Origin of the sequence: Bartonella sp. AC70YNML (genome assembly GCF_042196545.1) — a bacterium.
GTDB lineage: Bacteria > Pseudomonadota > Alphaproteobacteria > Rhizobiales > Rhizobiaceae > Bartonella.
On sequence record NZ_JBHIQK010000017.1, the window covers coordinates 1 to 16,840 of the forward strand.

Sequence of the window (16,840 nt, forward strand, 5' to 3'; positions counted from 1 at the left end):
CTTTAAAACTCTTTGAAAAAAAATGAATTGGTACAAAACCTAGTGGCAAAATATACAAAACCTGCTGGCTAGCTACATTGGAGGAAAAGATAATTGAACTCTATGCTTTAGATCAAGAGGTAGCAGAAATTTTGAGAAGAGAGTCGGATTCTTGTCGCAAAAGTTTTATTATAAAGCCTTCTGATACTTTCAGATGTGAAACTGTTGGTATGTTTTCTAGACTGATAAACATTATTTCACAAGAAGATTTAGAACTATTAAAAAAATTATTAGAGAAAGCTGGCAAAAAGAATGCATTTTGTAAAGGAAAGTGTAAAAATCCTATTCCCGAACCTTTATTTATTTATCCCGAACCTTTAAAAAAGTCATATAAAATCAAAAAGTTATAGCACCATAAAAGTGCTGTGGCGGAGGGGGTGGGATTCGAACCCACGGTACAGTCTCCTGCACGCCGGTTTTCAAGACCGGTGCCTTAAACCGCTCGGCCACCCCTCCAAACTAGATATGCTTTTTGACAAATTTCTTGCAAAAGGTCAATCATTTTAATACGCATTTTAAAGCGTTCTTTGTAAAACTATTTAAGTTTCAATTAAAATAATTCTTCATAAGTTAATTCTTTTAGTGTGTTATCTAAGAGTTTCATTTTTAAATATGATAGTTTTTTCTGAAAAAATGAAAGGTAATTATGATATTTATCATTTCTTTTTCCTGTTTGAAAATTTTTCACAAAGCAATATTTTTTAAGTTCTAATGGTCGTTTTCGTAATAATAAGAAAAGTTCAGTTGAAAATGTTTGATAAATTATATTAAATTTCGGTCGTGTATTTTTAAATTATTTTACCTTTACAGATATTTATTCTATTTAGATCGGTCATATCTGCGAAAAGAAAATGTTATTGCTTTGACAGTTTATGAGAGATAAATTTGTAAGAATGGGATATATATTCAAGGAAAATTTTTATTGAGTTTAAATAAGTACAATTCAATAAGAAAGCTCTTTAAAAGATTTTTATTTTTTAAATAAAAATATTCAGATATTTAATGCGTCTAAAGGGTATCTTGGAGGAAAGGGCTGATTTACACTATTTGAATAAAATGTTGTGTAAGATTTGCATCGACAGTTTGAAACCTTTTCCAGATATGACTGAAAATTAGGTATATTTATAATGCTTTTTTCTTTAGGATAAGCAAAAAGGTAATTTGAATGGAAGAAAAGATTATTGAACGCTTAGATCAATAAATAGTTTGTTAAAGTATTGCATAGTTTTTCAAGAATAGAACTTAAAAACGCTAAATTATGCAGAGGAAAAAAGCATAAACTTTAACAGAAAAGGTTTTAAAAGCCGTTTCATTCACAAATATGTGTAAAATAAAATATTTATGTCTAATATAAGAGAATAGGTTGTTCCTGATTCTATTGAGTTTTATAGTCCTCTTTTCCTCATCTTTTTGAAGCTTTTTTATGGCTTCAAGAGCAAGTTTTTACGGTCTGCGCTCTTTGTGTAAAGAGATGCCATAGTGTCGTCTGTCTAGCCAAAAACTGCTTTGAGTTGCGAGACTGTTGCACCGAAATTAGCAGCGCGTGTTGCTGCTAATTTTCTTAAACCATGCGCGCTGATTTTTTAATGCCTACAGTATTACAAGTCTATCTAAATGTATCGCCAAAGCTTTCTTTCGAGAGTTTTTGATTAACTTGACCACAAATGAATGTTTCTTCTCCAATAGGACCAATTTAAAGGGTTTGGGCTATTTCAGACAAAATTGGCAGAAAAACATCTGTTTGGAATTTACTTTTTTCTGTTTTGACTGGAAATCCGTCTTCGTTTTTGAGAGGAGGTCTTTTGATTCTTAAAGCTGGATTATTTTCAAAAAGACCCTGTTCAATGGCCCATTTAAAAAGTCCGTTTAGACCTTTCAGAAAGTCTCTAGCCATTCCAAGTGTTTATTTGCGATGTTCAACACCGGCTATAATATGTTTCTTTTCGATTGCTTGGTATGAAATGATACCTATAGAATCACACACCTTCATCAGGATGAGTTCTTTTTATGACTTTAGAGAAGCTATGCCAATTGATACTGTTAAAATACTGTTTAAGTAGCCATGCAAATAACCTTTCAATAAGTTTACCGGTTTTGGATTTTGGAAGTATAAGCCCTTGTAATTTAGCAAGCGCACTTTGGTAGTTGTCAACAAACTCTTGCGTTCCATAGGTTCCACGTACTCTAATGCGTTGACCACGACCAATACGCACATACCATATAATTTTACCATGGCGTGAATCACGCTGGTGTTAAAAGGTTAGTTTTTTGGTGTTAGAAAGGAATGTCGTCTTTTGTTGAAGGGACGCCGTTCTGGGCGGTCATAGTTTTGTTACAAGCTTCTGAATTATCATAAATTTTTTCGTTTTCAAAAATCTGTGCATTATAAGCAACTTGTGCGTTATCAAAAACCTTAGCGCTATCGTAAATATTGGTAAAGGAATACGCCTTGGCATCATTATAAATCCAACAATCGTTTTCATGACTTAAACTGTCTTCATCCTCTATAAAGCTGTCAAGATTACCTGCCTTTTTATCTCTAAAGTCTCTCAATTCATGGATACGGTAAAGCGTAATGTATCCATCAAACTCTATTGTTTCATCAGTTTTTCTCCCCATGATTTATTTCCTTGATTTGGCACAATCCACCCGTAGCCTGAATCATGCATTACTTAAAAGTTGTTAGGAATGAGTAGGGGTGTGCTGGATGACATATGGGCACTCCCATTTTTTAAAAATATGCAAATTTATTTTTTAGATGTGTTTAATTTCATATTTCCAATCAGGCAATTGAGTAAGAGCTAATGCGAGTTGTCCTCTATGACACATGCATACATTGGCTTCAAAACAGGTGATTGCAACGCGCTTTTTGTTTAAAAAAATTTGATATAATTTGTTTATTGCACAAGAATTATTCTTGAGAGTTGTATTTTGATAATCTTCAAAAATTCTTTATTTTTTTGTGAGTGTGTCATTTTTGCTACAGATATTTCAAAAAAGATGCTCTATATACATTTCATTTTGGATATTTGGAGAGATTTTATGAATACAAAACGTTTAATAACAGCGTCTATTTTTTCTTTAATTTCAGCGTCTACAGCACTAGCTGCTGATGTTATGATTCCTCATCAACCAGCATCATCGACTGCTTCTTCTTCTGCCATTGTTGCGCCTACTTTTTCATGGACAGGTCTTTATTTAGGTGTCCAAGCTGGTGGTTTTTCGAGCAAAGCTGATATGGCTCTTGTTGGTCAAGAAAAGAGTTTACCACTAGATAAAGAGTTCTCTCCTAAACTTTCAGGTTTTGTAGGTGGTTTTTATGCAGGTTCTAATATTGATCTCGGTGATAACTTTATTTTTGGCATCGATACGGATTTAATGATATCTGGAAAAAAACACACAAAGACCATTACTATAGGAGCGGCTGATAACACTACAGTAGAAAATGCAGTCGTAAGATCCCGCAGATCCGCAAACCTACAAACACATTCAACCCCTTCAGCCCCCCAAGCAGGAACACAATCACAAGCACCAAAAGCCGCTTCAGGAGGATCTGCAGGTGCAGGAACACCTGCACCAGCAAAACCTGCGTCAGGAACACCTTCTGGTGCAGCAGTAGGGACTTCAACAGCAGGTCAATCGTCACAAGCAGGAGAAGCACAATCAAATCAACCAGTAACAACTAGAACGTCTAGCGATGTTAGTGCAACAGCAGGAAAAACACAGACGTCGGAAAAAACATCAGGAGTTCCAGCACAGCCATCAAAAACGCCAGCTGCATTAACAGTAGTACAATCAACCTCCTCCCAACCAGTGCAATCGGCATCGTCTTCATTGGGAAGATCAGATACAGGAGGGGCATCATCGTTAGGTGGGGTAGGTGGATCCCAGTCAGCTGAACTTAAACCGATATCCCATACAACAGGCGCAGGAACATCAGAGCAGTCAGCATCGCGATCAGCTGTAGTAGGTCAGTTATCAAGCGTAAGGGCAAATGGAGCTAATGCGCCTGTAAATACTGTATCAGTAGTGCCTGCACAAGTACAACCTGCACCAGTAAAATCTACTGTAACCACACCAGCAGTACAGCCAGCAGCAAAAGCACCTACACCGGTACAATCTGTATCACAACCATTAGCAGTAGAAAGAACAGTACCGAGTTCATCACTTGTCCTCGCGAGATCAGGACCATCTTCTGGTTCAGAGACAAAAGCTTCTAATGGAACAAGCGGAGCTCAACAGGGAGGTCATCATGGCGCCCATGGTAGCGGAAATGCTAATCCGCATGGTGCATCTCATGCAGGTGGGCATGGCTCTGGTGCTAATCCACATGCTTCTCGTTCTCATGGTGGACAGAATATGGCTGGACACGGTGCACAAAGTACACAAGCGGTGGATAAGAACAATTCCAGTGTATATGGTATAGAACAAATAAAAAAGATGGCTTCTGAACTTGGTCTTGGTCAAGAGGATGAAGCTGAAACTTTAAATCATACTTTCAAGCAAAATTGGGGTGGTGCTACACGGGTCCGTATTGGTTTTGCTGCTGATCGCTTTATGCCTTATCTCGCTGGTGGTATTGCTTATGGGCAATTCCAAGACACTGTATCAATATCCGTTAAGGATGAGGATGGAAGAGTCGTTTCTTCTAAGAACTTAGCTGATGAAACAAAAACCATGATTGGTTACACACTTGGTGGTGGTGTTGATTTCTCGCTTCTGGATAATGTGATTGTACGTGCAGAATATCGTTACTCTGATTTTGGTAAAAAGAAATTTGCAAAGGAAAAACTTGAAGTTAACTACAAAACCAATGATTTCCGTGTTGGTGTAGCTTATAAATTCTAATTTTTTAAAGAGTAAATTTCTAAGAGGCTCCACTGTTAGTGGAGCCTTTATTTTTTTAAAGATCACTTTTTGGTTTCTTTTCTTGTGAATTTCATGATAAAGCCCATAGAGTGTGATGATATATTTTCCTGATCGCTGCTTAATACGAATGATAAGCTCGGCTTTCCCTATAGATAAAAACCAGAGTTGCAGGGTTCAGGGAAGTTATGCAAAAGTAAACTCGTAAAAGTGGACAGGAATATTTCACAATGACTGTGAAAAATGAAACAATAGATTATTCAAAAACTCTTTATCTCCCACAGACAAATTTTCCCATGCGTGCAGGTCTTCCACAAAAAGAGCTTGAATTGATGGCGCATTGGGAAAATATAGGGCTTTATGCGCAATTGCGCCAACAAGCAAAAGATCGTCCATTTTATATTCTTCATGATGGTCCACCTTATGCAAATGGTCATATTCATATCGGGCATGCTTTAAACAAAGTTCTAAAGGATGTGGTTGTTCGTTCATTCCAAATGCGCGGTTTTAATGCAAATTATGTTCCTGGTTGGGATTGCCATGGGCTTCCAATTGAATGGAAAATTGAAGAAAAATATCGAGCACAGGGAAAAAATAAGGACGAGGTACCTCTGAATGAGTTTCGTCAAGAATGCCGTGAATTTGCACAACATTGGGTAACCGTTCAAAGCGAAGAATTTAAACGCCTTGGTGTTGTGGGAGATTTTAACACGCCTTACACTACAATGGCTTTTCATGCAGAAGCACGCATTGCTAGTGAATTGATAAAATTTGCTATGTCAGATCAGATTTATCGTGGTTCCAAGCCAGTGATGTGGTCTGTTGTGGAGCGTACGGCTTTGGCAGAGGCTGAGATTGAATATCATGATCATGAATCAGAGGTGATTTGGGTTAAGTTTCCTGTTTTTGAAGCAAATTCTGATGATTTATATGGTGCTTATGTCGTCATTTGGACAACAACACCGTGGACAATCCCAAGCAATCGTGCAGTGAGTTATTCTTCGCAGATTTCTTATGGTATTTACGAAGTTGAAAGTGCTGAAAATGATTTTGGTCCTCAAGTGGGAGAAAAGCTTCTCTTTGCAGATGCTCTAGCGATGAGTTGTGCAGAAAAAGCCAAACTTGTTTTGAAGCGTTTGCGTGTTATTTCTGCTGATGAATTGAAAGCTCTTGCTCTTTCTCATCCACTCAAAGGTTTGGCGGGAGGGTATAATTATAAGATAGTATTGCTTGAGGGGTCGCATGTGACAGAGAATGCTGGTACAGGTTTTGTCCATACAGCACCAAGTCATGGGCGTGAGGACTTTGAAATTTGGAATGCTTATAAGCCTCTATTGGAGCAAGCAGGGATTGATTCATCTATACCATTTCCTGTCGATGATGCGGGTTTCTATACGAAAGATGTTCCGGGTTTGGGACCGGATCGTGAAGGGGGAGCAGCACGTGTTATTGATGATAATGGGAAAATGGGTGATGCCAATAAAGGGGTCATTAACGCTTTAATTAAAGCAGATCGATTATTTGCACGCGGTCGTTTGAAACATTCCTATCCCCATAGTTGGCGTTCGAAAAAACCCGTTATTTTTCGTAATACGCCGCAATGGTTTATTTCAATGGATAAAGATCTTGGGGATGGTTCAACTTTACGCAGTCGGGCTTTGGATGCTGTTTCAAAAACGCGTTTTATACCACCTTCTGGGCAAAACCGCCTAGCCTCTATGATAGAAGATCGTCCTGATTGGGTTCTTTCTCGTCAGCGTTCTTGGGGAGTTCCTATTTGTATTTTTGCGAATGAGGATGGTGTTGTTTTGAAAGATGAAAGCGTGAACGAACGTATTTTACGGGCTTTTGAAGTAGAAGGGGCAGATGCATGGTTTGCTGAAGGAGCACGTGAACGTTTTTTAGGTGACCGTGCGCATGAGCCTTGGATGCAGGTTCATGATATTTTGGATGTTTGGTTTGATTCTGGAGCAAGCCATAGCTTTGTATTAGAAGATCGGGCTGATTTAAAATGGCCTGCAGATGTTTATTTTGAAGGCTCTGATCAACATCGTGGATGGTTCCAATCTTCTCTTTTGGAAAGCTGTGGTACGCGTGCTTGCTCTCCTTATAAGGCAGTGATCACACACGGTTTTACTTTGGATGAGAATGGTAAGAAAATGTCTAAATCTTTAGGCAATACGGTTGTTCCGCAAGAGATCATTAAAACATCTGGAGCTGATATTTTTCGTCTTTGGGTGATGACAACAGATTATTGGGAAGATCAGCGTTTAGGCAAGAAAATTCTTCAGACAAATGTGGATTCATATCGTAAACTACGCAATGCAATTCGTTGGATGCTTGGAACTTTAGCACATGATGATGGAGAAGAAATATCTTATGGTGCACTGCCGGATCTTGAAAAATTTATATTGCATAGGCTTTTTGAACTTGATCAGTTGATTAATCGCGCTTACGATGAATTTGATTTTAAAAAGATTATGCGTGCATTATTGGATTTTTCAATCATTGAGTTATCGGCATTTTATTTTGATATCCGAAAGGATTCTCTTTATTGTGATGCGCCTTCATCAAAAAAACGCAAGGCCTCCTTGCAGGTTGTCCGTGAGGTTTTTGAGCGTATGGTAACATGGCTTGCTCCAATGTTGCCTTTTACTATGGAGGAAGCTTGGTTAGAGCGTTACCCAGAAAGCCAATCAGTGCATTTGGAACAATTTCGCTCTGTACCAGAAGAATGGCAAAACCAATCTTTGGCTGAGCGTTGGAAAAAAATTCGGCAGGTCCGTAAAGTTGTGACAGGTGCTTTAGAACTTGAACGTGCTAATAAGCGTATTGGATCCTCTTTGGAAGCTGCGCCTATTGTTTTTATTTCCAATCTGGTTTTACGAGAGGCATTAGAAAATGTGGATATGGCGGAGATCTGTATTACCAGCGCACTCACAATTACGCAGGATACAATGCCTTCCGATGCGTTTACTTTGGATGATGTTGAAGGTGTTAGTGTATATCCAAAGAAAGCGTTGGGAAAAAAATGTGCTCGATCATGGCGTTATACACAAGATGTTGGAAGTGATCCAGCTTATCCGGATGTATCTGCTCGTGATGCAGCTGCTTTGCGGGAATTGCGGATTCTTGGCAAGATTTAAAGTTTTAGATCAAAGGAAAGAAATGCAAGTATATTTCTCGTATTGATGAATATAGTTTTTTGTGGTACGAAAAAATTCCGTTGTTTTATCTGCAGGGGGGGGAAATTTGTATATGGACCGTTCTCTCATAAATAACGGGAATATTAATCAGCCATATACTTAGGAAATGGGATAAGCAGTGAGAAAATGTGAAGTAAAAATATTTCCAATAGGAATTTTAGGTATATGCTTTGTTTTAACGGGATGTAATGCGCCTACCTATGGTACCAATAAACCAGTTTCGATACAGTTTTTTGAAGATGTTGCTAATATCACTTCATTAACACCAACAAATAACAGCAGCCAGATTGTTATGAAACCCCATCCAAAGCTTATAATACCAAGTCCTAGTTCACGCAGGTTTTTACCGGTGCCACAACAAGATAAATCTGTCAATAAAATAGCAGCATCGAAGCAGCATCGGGAAAGTACTCCTTTTCCTCACAAGCGATCATTAGTTAATGGCGCTGGTTCAGAAAATCCTTCACAGTTGAGTGCGAAGCAACGACAAGAATATTTACGTCGTCAGAGAGCACAAGTTGGAAGTTCAAAATACCGTCGCTATCTCACTGAACCACCTTTAAGTTATCGCCAACCGGCAAAAATTGCACCTATTGGTCGATAAGAAAAAGACAAAATAAAAGTATGCGAAGTATTCTTCTCATTACTTATGACACCAAGTTCTCGTTCATGCAGCGTTATAATGCTGCTGCAAGCTGGTTGTTATTTCCATGAAATAGCAATATGGCTATAGCATCGAGAGAGTGGTTCGGCGTCACTTTTTTAACAGAAATATCTTTTAAGTCCATTTCACAACGTTGTTTGTGTGGATAGTATAACGTGAAAGCCATTGAAAATTAGCAGCTTTATTCTTATGAAGGAGAGAACTTATACCATCATTTTATTTTCCAGACTCCAATGTTGTGACAATTTTTGCATTTGAGAGCTTTCATAAAAGACATTTTTAGTCTTTTCTAAATCGTTTTTTATCTAGACAGTAACCTCACTTATGAGTGCCAAGAAAGAGATTTTATTGATTCAACGTCATTTGAAATGAGAATATTCCACGATATTTTGAGCTTTATAGTTTATATAAAAATATTTTATATAAAAAGCAATGAATTATTTTTATAAATCAATATGTTGTATTATAGAAATAATATTCAATATTAAAAGAGTGTGAGAGAAAAAATATTTCAAAATAGCTTTCGCTATATCAGAAGGATGAATAATCTTTTTTAAGAAATAGGATAGTTTCTAAAGAGTAAAAGTTATGGAAGAAGAATTGTTTTTAGTATCGCTTTTGTACAAAAAAATCTTTAAGTAATTGAGCTGCTTCTTTTTCTTTAAAACCAGAATAAATCTCAGGTTTGTGATGACAGGTTGGTTGCTGATAAAAACGTGGACCATTTTCTATAGCACCTCCTTTGGGATCATTTATTGCGTAATAGAGACGTCGTATGCGTGCAAATGAAATGGCAGCAGCACACATAGCACAAGGTTCAAGTGTTACATAAAGATCGCAATCAGGAAGCCTTTCGCTTTGCAATGTTTTGCAAGCCATACGGATTGCGCGTATTTCTGCGTGTCCTGTAGGGTCATATGCAGATTTTATAAAGTTACCAGCGCGTGCAATGATAGCTTTTCCACGTGTAATGATAGCACCTACGGGAACTTCATCTTTTTTTGCAGCTTCTTGCGCTTCTAAAAGGGCTATTTCCATGGGCGTCAAAGTCATAATATTCTTCCTACTGAAGGTATAGAAAATCTAAAGGTTATCTCGATAAGGAATGCTATGGAATGAATAATTTATTACGCTTTTATAATGAAAAGAATACCTCTATTTTTTTAAGAGTTTAAAACAAACTTGCAAGTCAACAGATACATTATTGTCGTTAAAGGATAGAAAATGATAAATGATTATGCTACTTCATTTTTCAGGATAAGCGGTATGGTGCATGTGAATAATTTTCTGAACATACTTGCAAAGATTGGTTTGAAACGCAAATGAATGAAAATAATGAGAGTGAACGAATTGCTAAAAGATTAGCGCGTGCTGGTGTTGCTTCGCGTCGAGATGCAGAAATGATGATTGTTTCAGGTCGTATTTCTGTGAATGGTAAAGTCGTGAAAACGCCAGCTTTTAATGTTAGCCGCTCTGATGTTATTAAAGTTGATGGCAAACCTTTACCTCCTATAGAACGAACGCGTTTATGGCTTTACCATAAGCCAGCAGGTCTTGTCACCACGAACCGTGATCCTGAAGGCAGACCTACAGTATTTAGTAATTTACCAAAAGGAATGCCGCGTGTTCTTTCTGTAGGAAGGCTTGACATTAACACGGAAGGGCTTTTGCTTTTAACCAATGATGGTGGCTTAGCGCGTGTATTAGAACTTCCTGTAACGGGGTGGGTCCGCAAATATCGCGTCCGTGCTCATGGAAGAGTAAAACAGAGTGCGCTGGATAACCTTAAAAATGGTATTGCGATTAATGGTATTTTTTATGGTTCAATTGAAGCATCAATTGAACGCGAACAAGGGTCGAATATATGGCTTTCTGTTGCTTTGCGAGAAGGAAAAAATCGTGAAATAAAGAATGTTTTAGGGGCATTGGGATTATCAGTTAATCGATTAATACGTGTATCTTATGGTCCATTTCATCTCTCTGATTTAGAAGAAGGAGCTGTGCAAGAGTTAAAAGGGCGGATGTTACGAGATCAGTTGGGAGAGCGTTTGATTATGCAAGCCAATGCAGATTTTGATGCTCCTATTCTTAAGCCATTTTCAAATTCTGCAGTTGTTGCAGAAAAGAAAAGCCAGAAAGATCTTTCTGTTGCAAATGATGGTTGGGTTTTCTCAAGTGAAAGGGTGATACGACGTCGCTCAAGAGATGGTTCTGTTGAACATAGTCGCGCACGATTAAGTACAAAATCTCATGAAAATGTAAAAAAGGAGAAAAGTGAAGAAGGAAAAGTAGAGCGTTTTCTACCGCGTTCTCGCCGTGCTAATGTTTGGATGGCTCCTGGTGCACGTCCGCAAAGTGCACGTAGAAAGCCTTCCTATAGTGAGGAGAAATCGCATGGTTATAAGAGCGATTTGGATGGTAGAAAGTCCTTTCATCGAGGCAAGGAAAAACTAAAAGAAAGTTCGTCACACAAAGAGAAGAGGGAAAGTTTTGTTCAAAAACGTGGCAAAATATCTTATGACGAGACGCATCCCTTTGGTAAGAAAGATCGCTTTTTAAAGGATAAAGAGAAAATGATAAAAGGTGGTCATGATGAGCGTTCTTTTGAGAGAAAGAAAAAAGTAAAAACATTTGGTGGTTCTATGAAAAAATCTAAATCACAGAGTGATGGTGCAAAAACTTCGAAGCGATTTGGAGGTCCACGTGCGGATTATAGGCGGTAAATTTGCTGGTCGTGTTTTATTTTCGCCTGTTAATCAGTCGATTCGCCCAACGAGTGATCGTACACGTGAAAGCCTTTTTAATATTCTTTCTAGCCGTGAAGAACAATTTTGGACCAATAAACGCATTCTTGATCTTTTTGCTGGTACGGGGGCTTTAGGCATTGAAGCACTTTCACGTGGAGCAAAGGCTGCTGTTTTTGTTGAAAATTCAGTTGAGGGGCGTGGAGTACTTCAAAAAAATATCGAAGCTTTTGAATTGCAAGGGATTGGACGGATTTTGCGTCGTGATGCAACCAAACTTGGCAATATTGGAACAATGCTTCCATTTGATGTTATTTGCGCTGATCCTCCCTATAGCCGTTGTTTAGGTGAACGTGCTTTTGTAGAAGCTTTGCGAGGAGGTTGGGCAAAAGCTGATACACTTTTCGTGCTCGAAGAAAAGAAAGATACGATTATTCATTTACCAGATATTTTTTATCTAGACGATGAGCGTTTTTATGGTGAGACAGCAATACGTCTTTATAAATTACGATTGCTTACATCTTGAGAAAGTTCTTGTTTTTATCCGATAAGATAAAAAAATGTTTTTTCACAGTTTTCTTCATTTTATATGGTTTTTAAAAGGTCAAGCAGAAAGTAAATAAAAGATTCTAATGTTAAAGGAATTGATGAAGTTTTATTAGCTTTACTACAGAAGGATGTTTTTTCTCCAATAGGATATATATATCCTCGATAATAGTTATGATCTTTTTTGTCTAATTTCTTTCTGCTATACCTTAATCATTACATTTCATCAGCAGTTGAAAGCTTTAAGCTATGCAGTCTGCATTTATATTTTAATGATGCGTAACTTTTATTTTTTGTTATTGTCTAAACTTAAAAAAGATATTTTGTTTAGTATTGAAAATATTGTTCATTTATCCTGAATATTTGTGTGTTTAGTTTAGTAGTATCGCTTGTTGATTTAATCATTACATATTAAGTAGATCTTAGAGTATTAAGTATCTTATCGTTGTGCAGCTTTAAGGATACTTTTTTATATTATTTTTTATCACTAAAGATAAGTAATTTATAAAAAAGGGGAGATTATCATGTTTAAATGGATATATAGTGAAGAAATTAGTACAGAAGCAAGTGCTGAGAAAATTTGGGCTATATGGGAAGATGTGGCATCATGGCCTTGCTGGGATAGTGAACTTGAGTGGGTAGAACTTTCTGGTCCTTTCAAAGAAGGCGCTATAGGACGCATGAAACCTAAAAAAGGACCTACAGTAACTTTTACACTTGATAAAGTTATAAAAAATATTTGCTTTTCTGATTATGCTAAACTTCCTTTTACACGTATGAGTTTTAATCATGAATATATTTGTTCAACAAAATCGGGTTCTTCAAATAACAAAATTCGTCATACTGTAATTATTTCTGGCTTACTTGCTCCTTTATTTGGAATGATTATTGGATCAAAAATTAAGTTACATCTTCGCGATGCAATGATTGAAATGAGTAAGCGTGCTCTTACTGAAAACAAAACCATCTTGTAAGGGTGTGCGTTTATAAAGAAGTTAACACCTTAAAAAAGGTGCAGAAATTGTAACTTATTATTAGAACGGAATCAGTTATGAGTATACGGCAAACCAATGAGCTACGGAGCATTTTTTAGTTAGCTGTTGAAATCGATTCAAATCATCTTACGGGATTAATTTTGCGCTAAAAATCTTATGAAATTCATTGAAAATGAGAAAGTTTCAGAAGCTCATTGTTTCTCTTATGATGTAGGCCAATATCGTCATGATATTTGCTGGTTTCTAATGTTGCGATAGCTTTTGCATTTAAAACCTTCATAAGAGGCATTTTGTTTTCTTCTTAAATAGTTTTCATTCATATGCCCCTTATTCATGATATGCTCGCAAATAGTTGTGATTGACTCAACATGAATAGGTTCGAAACAAAGAGAATTTTATGCTATTAGGCTTTTTTATACAAATTACAAAACAATAAATTATAAATATAAATCAAAATATTAATTTTATTGAAAGATTACAATATAATTTCTTTGATTACTTTTAAATATAAAAAATGAGTTCTTTATGATATTACGCCCATTAGGGTAAAGAAGTTTATGACTGCTCATTTTGTTGAAACCATAATGGAAGGAAATATTTTTTACTCTGTTTAAGTTTTGTTTCATTTACAAGAGTGCCGTCTCATTATGAGAGAGTTTATAGAAGAAAAGAAGTGTATACAAATATAAGGCATTTTCTTGATTCTTGCTTGGAAATTAAAGAATGCTATAGGAAAGAGATGAGGTAGGTTTTTTACTACCCAGAGGAAGGAAGACCTGTGATTTAGATCATTTTATGCTTTTCGAATTTTTGAGGATTTTAGCTTAAATTCAAGTGTTATTGCTAAGACTTTTGTTAATTGTCAATGTTCTGTTGATTTGATTGTCAGTGGAGATTTGGCTTCTAAAATGATAAGGTCCAATGAGCAATCTTGCAACTAAAGAGATTTTACGACATATTGCATCTTTTCATAAAGAAGCGAAAAAGGAAATGATTTAATGCATTAAAAGAAAAAGAATGCATGAAATGTGCATAATCTTTTGTCAGAATGCTTATCAATGTAAATAATAAAATATTTTAGGGAGTCTATAATGACTGACAAGAACCAGATTGAGAAAGCTGTTTCATTGGTTGAAGCAGCAAGGCGTTCTGGGGCCGACGCTGCTGATGCTGTTATTGTTCATGCACATTCCACCAGTGTATCTGTTCGTTTTGGGAAAGTCGAATCGACAGAATCTGCAGAGAGCAATGATTTTACTCTAAGGGTTTTTGTTGGAAAAAAAGTAGCAAGTGTTTCTGCTAATTTAGGATCTTATCCGCAAGAACTTGCGGAACGTGCTATTGCAATGGCTAAAGCTTCTCCCGATAGTTTATTTGAAGGTTTGGCAGATAAAGAGTGTTTGGTTAAGAACCCTAAAGATCTTGATCTTTTTGATGATTTTATACCCAGCAGTCATTTTTTAACAGAAGATGCTTTAAAAACGGAGGCAGCAGCTCTTGATGTTAAAGGTGTAAGCAATTCTGGTGGCGCTGCAACAGCTTATGGCCGTAGTGGACTTATTCTTGTGACCAGTGATGGTTTTTGTGGAGCCTATCGTTCCAGTTGTTTTTCACGTTCTTGTAGTGCTCTTGCAGGTGAAGGAACACAGATGGAGCGGGATTATGATTATACAACAGCCTTACATTTTTCTGATTTAGAGGCAGCAGAAACTGTGGGAAAGAATGCAGGGCTTGGTGCAGTTCGACGTTTGGGTGCAGTTCGTGCGGCGACTGGGGGCGTTGATGTTATTTTTAATCCGCGTACGGCTCGTGGAATTGCAGGGCATATCGCATCTATGGTCAATGGAGCCTCTGTGGCTCGAAAAACGAGTCTTTTACAGAATTTCCTAGGCAAGGAAGTGATGAAGCCTAATGTTAATGTAACCGATCAACCTTTGCGATTACGTGGAAATGCTTCTCATCCTTTTGATGGAGAAGGGGTAGAGGGGAAAACACTCAATATTATTGAAAATGGTATTTTAAAAAATTGGCTTCTTTCATCATCTACAGCGCGTGAATTGGGACTTAAAACAAATGGACACGGTATGCGTTCGGCATCATTAGTGCAGCCGACCAGTACAAATTTTGCTATTGAACCGGGTTTAGTATCGCCTTGCGATATGATAAAAGATTTGCGAAATGGATTTTATGTGACCGAATTATTCGGTCATGGCATTGATTTTATTACTGGTCAGTATAGTCGTGGGGCTTCCGGTTTTTGGATTGAAAATGGTGAAATTGCTTATCCGGTGAGTGAAGTAACCCTAGGCTCTGATTTGCTTCATATGTTAGCACATTTAACACCTGCCAATGATATTGATCGGCGTTATGGTACAGCAGCTCCAACATTGTTAATTGAAGGGATGACACTTGCAGGAAAATAACATGCATCATTCTTCTGATTTAAATCTTTTGCGTGACGTTTGTCGAGAGGCAGGAGATTTAGCAATGCGGTATTTTGGATGCACGTTGGATGTCTGGATTAAAGAAGGTAATTCCCCGGTCAGTGAGGCAGATTTTGCTGTCGATCATTTCTTGAAAGAGAAGCTTCTTGGAGCACGTCCAAATTATGGATGGATTTCAGAAGAAACAAAAGATAATCGAGAACAACAAGATTATAAGCGCTCCTTTGTCGTTGATCCTATTGATGGGACACGTGGTTTTCTTTCTGGCAGTACTTATTGGTGTATTTCTGTTGCTATTATTGAGAATGGGCGTCCTATTGTGGGCGTTTTACAATGTCCGGCTCAAGGGGATGTTTATGCAGCTGTAACGGGTGAAGGAGCAACATTAAATGGAATAAAACTTCCTCGTTTAGCCTTTGAGGTTCATCGAAAATATAAAATTTCACTTGATAAATCGCTCGCACAAAAATTACCAGATGATTTTCTCAATCAAGTCAGTCTTTACCATTATCTTCCTTCTCTTGCTTATCGTATTGTTCTTGTTGCTCAAGATGAAATTGATATCGTATTAGTTCGTCCAAATTGTCATGAATGGGATATTGCCGCTGCTGATCTTATTTTGCAGGAGTGTGGAGGGTGTTTTTTATCACTTGATACTCCTTTACTATCTTATGGAATTGAACCTTACCAATATGGGCTTTTAATTGCTGGTAAAAATAATTGCTGTCAGGATATGATAGATGTTGTTCGTCAAGCAAAGTTAGTTTAATCACATAAAAAGCGCTAAAATCATTTGAATGATATGGAGGCACATATGACTGAAACAAAGGAAAAAAAACAATATTTACATCTTGTATTTGGTGGGGAATTAAAAAATCTTAACAGTAATCAATTTAAGAATCCTGATGATTTAGATGTGGTTGGTATTTTTTCAGATTATCAATCCGCTCAAGAAGCATGGCAGGCAAAGGCACAAAGCAGTGTAGATAATGCATTGCAACGTTATTACATTGTAGATTTGCATCAGTTTCTTGATGCTGAATCAAGCAATGCAGAATAAAGCTTAAATATTTGGTCATTATAGCCTGTAGATTGCTTCATACTTTTGTGATCGTCCCTTCCATGGCATTGTTATTCGGGTAAAAAAAGATGCCGTAGCAAAGAATATTCATGTTGTTTAAAACCTATATGTTTTCTTAAGGAAATATCTTTCAAAGCTCTCAGCTCATTTCATAATGTTGTCCGTGCAAGGCAAATAAGTGGTCCCCCTGGTCTTCATCATAAATTCACAGGCAAAAAACATGTGATCTCTGAAGAAGATGGGCGTGAGCATGAA

The 16,840-nt window shown here is 37.2% G+C and carries 11 protein-coding genes, 1 tRNA gene and 2 pseudogenes; 10 read left to right on the forward strand and 4 right to left on the reverse strand.

Annotated features, from left to right (window positions below; genetic code table 11):
- Window positions 1-77: 77 nt before the first annotated feature.
- Window positions 78-290 (forward strand): annotated as a pseudogene (locus tag ACFIMU_RS08130) (XRE family transcriptional regulator); the annotation flags it as partial.
- Between the two features lie 115 nt (window positions 291-405).
- Here the strand turns inward: ACFIMU_RS08130 and ACFIMU_RS08135 are convergent.
- From ACFIMU_RS08135 to ACFIMU_RS08145, 3 genes and pseudogenes are all read right to left on the reverse strand, one after another.
- A tRNA-Ser gene (locus ACFIMU_RS08135) sits at window positions 406-495 on the reverse strand.
- A 945-nt stretch (window positions 496-1,440) separates the two neighbouring features.
- Window positions 1,441-2,264, reverse strand: a pseudogene (locus ACFIMU_RS08140) (tyrosine-type recombinase/integrase); the annotation flags it as partial.
- A gap of 49 nt (window positions 2,265-2,313) precedes the next feature.
- Window positions 2,314-2,658 (reverse strand): hypothetical protein, encoded by a 345-nt coding sequence (locus ACFIMU_RS08145; protein WP_375614744.1) that lies wholly within the window; start codon window positions 2,656-2,658, stop codon window positions 2,314-2,316.
- 423 nt (window positions 2,659-3,081) lie between these two features.
- Here ACFIMU_RS08145 and ACFIMU_RS08150 point away from each other — a divergent pair, with 423 nt between their 5' ends.
- The 3 genes from ACFIMU_RS08150 to ACFIMU_RS08160 all read left to right on the forward strand — a co-directional run bounded on the left by ACFIMU_RS08150 (window position 3,082) and on the right by ACFIMU_RS08160 (window position 8,715).
- Window positions 3,082-4,887, forward strand: a complete 1,806-nt coding sequence (locus tag ACFIMU_RS08150) for an outer membrane beta-barrel protein (RefSeq protein ID WP_375697000.1) — start codon at window positions 3,082-3,084, stop codon at window positions 4,885-4,887.
- Window positions 4,888-5,135: 248 nt separating this feature from the next.
- Entirely contained in the window at window positions 5,136-8,051 is a 2,916-nt protein-coding gene (gene ileS, locus ACFIMU_RS08155; RefSeq protein ID WP_375615341.1) for an isoleucine--tRNA ligase, read from the forward strand.
- A gap of 178 nt (window positions 8,052-8,229) precedes the next feature.
- Entirely contained in the window at window positions 8,230-8,715 is a 486-nt protein-coding gene (locus tag ACFIMU_RS08160; protein WP_375608058.1) for a hypothetical protein, read from the forward strand.
- Between the two features lie 666 nt (window positions 8,716-9,381).
- Here the strand turns inward: ACFIMU_RS08160 and ACFIMU_RS08165 are convergent.
- A complete protein-coding gene (locus ACFIMU_RS08165) occupies window positions 9,382-9,828 on the reverse strand; it encodes a nucleoside deaminase (RefSeq protein WP_375607334.1) in 447 nt (148 codons plus the stop codon).
- Window positions 9,829-10,097: 269 nt separating this feature from the next.
- Between ACFIMU_RS08165 and ACFIMU_RS08170 the strand changes: the two genes are divergently transcribed.
- From ACFIMU_RS08170 to ACFIMU_RS08195, 6 genes are all read left to right on the forward strand, one after another.
- Window positions 10,098-11,498: a pseudouridine synthase gene (locus ACFIMU_RS08170; protein WP_375607335.1), complete on the forward strand. Its 1,401-nt coding sequence runs from the start codon at window positions 10,098-10,100 to the stop codon at window positions 11,496-11,498.
- Window positions 11,479-12,045, forward strand: a complete 567-nt coding sequence (rsmD, locus tag ACFIMU_RS08175; RefSeq protein WP_375607336.1) for a 16S rRNA (guanine(966)-N(2))-methyltransferase RsmD — start codon at window positions 11,479-11,481, stop codon at window positions 12,043-12,045. The genes ACFIMU_RS08170 and rsmD overlap by 20 nt, the downstream gene beginning before the upstream one ends.
- A 544-nt stretch (window positions 12,046-12,589) precedes the next feature.
- Window positions 12,590-13,039: a hypothetical protein gene (locus ACFIMU_RS08180; protein WP_375614746.1), complete on the forward strand. Its 450-nt coding sequence runs from the start codon at window positions 12,590-12,592 to the stop codon at window positions 13,037-13,039.
- A 1,112-nt stretch (window positions 13,040-14,151) separates the two neighbouring features.
- The gene (locus tag ACFIMU_RS08185) at window positions 14,152-15,483 is read left to right on the forward strand and encodes a TldD/PmbA family protein (RefSeq protein ID WP_375607338.1); all 1,332 of its coding nucleotides are present in this window, start codon (window positions 14,152-14,154) and stop codon (window positions 15,481-15,483) included.
- A complete protein-coding gene (locus ACFIMU_RS08190; RefSeq protein ID WP_375607339.1) occupies window positions 15,470-16,273 on the forward strand; it encodes a 3'(2'),5'-bisphosphate nucleotidase CysQ in 804 nt (267 codons plus the stop codon). Before ACFIMU_RS08185 ends, ACFIMU_RS08190 begins: the two co-directional genes overlap by 14 nt.
- A 45-nt stretch (window positions 16,274-16,318) precedes the next feature.
- Window positions 16,319-16,564: a DUF4170 domain-containing protein gene (locus tag ACFIMU_RS08195; protein WP_375607340.1), complete on the forward strand. Its 246-nt coding sequence runs from the start codon at window positions 16,319-16,321 to the stop codon at window positions 16,562-16,564.
- Window positions 16,565-16,840: the final 276 nt, after the last annotated feature.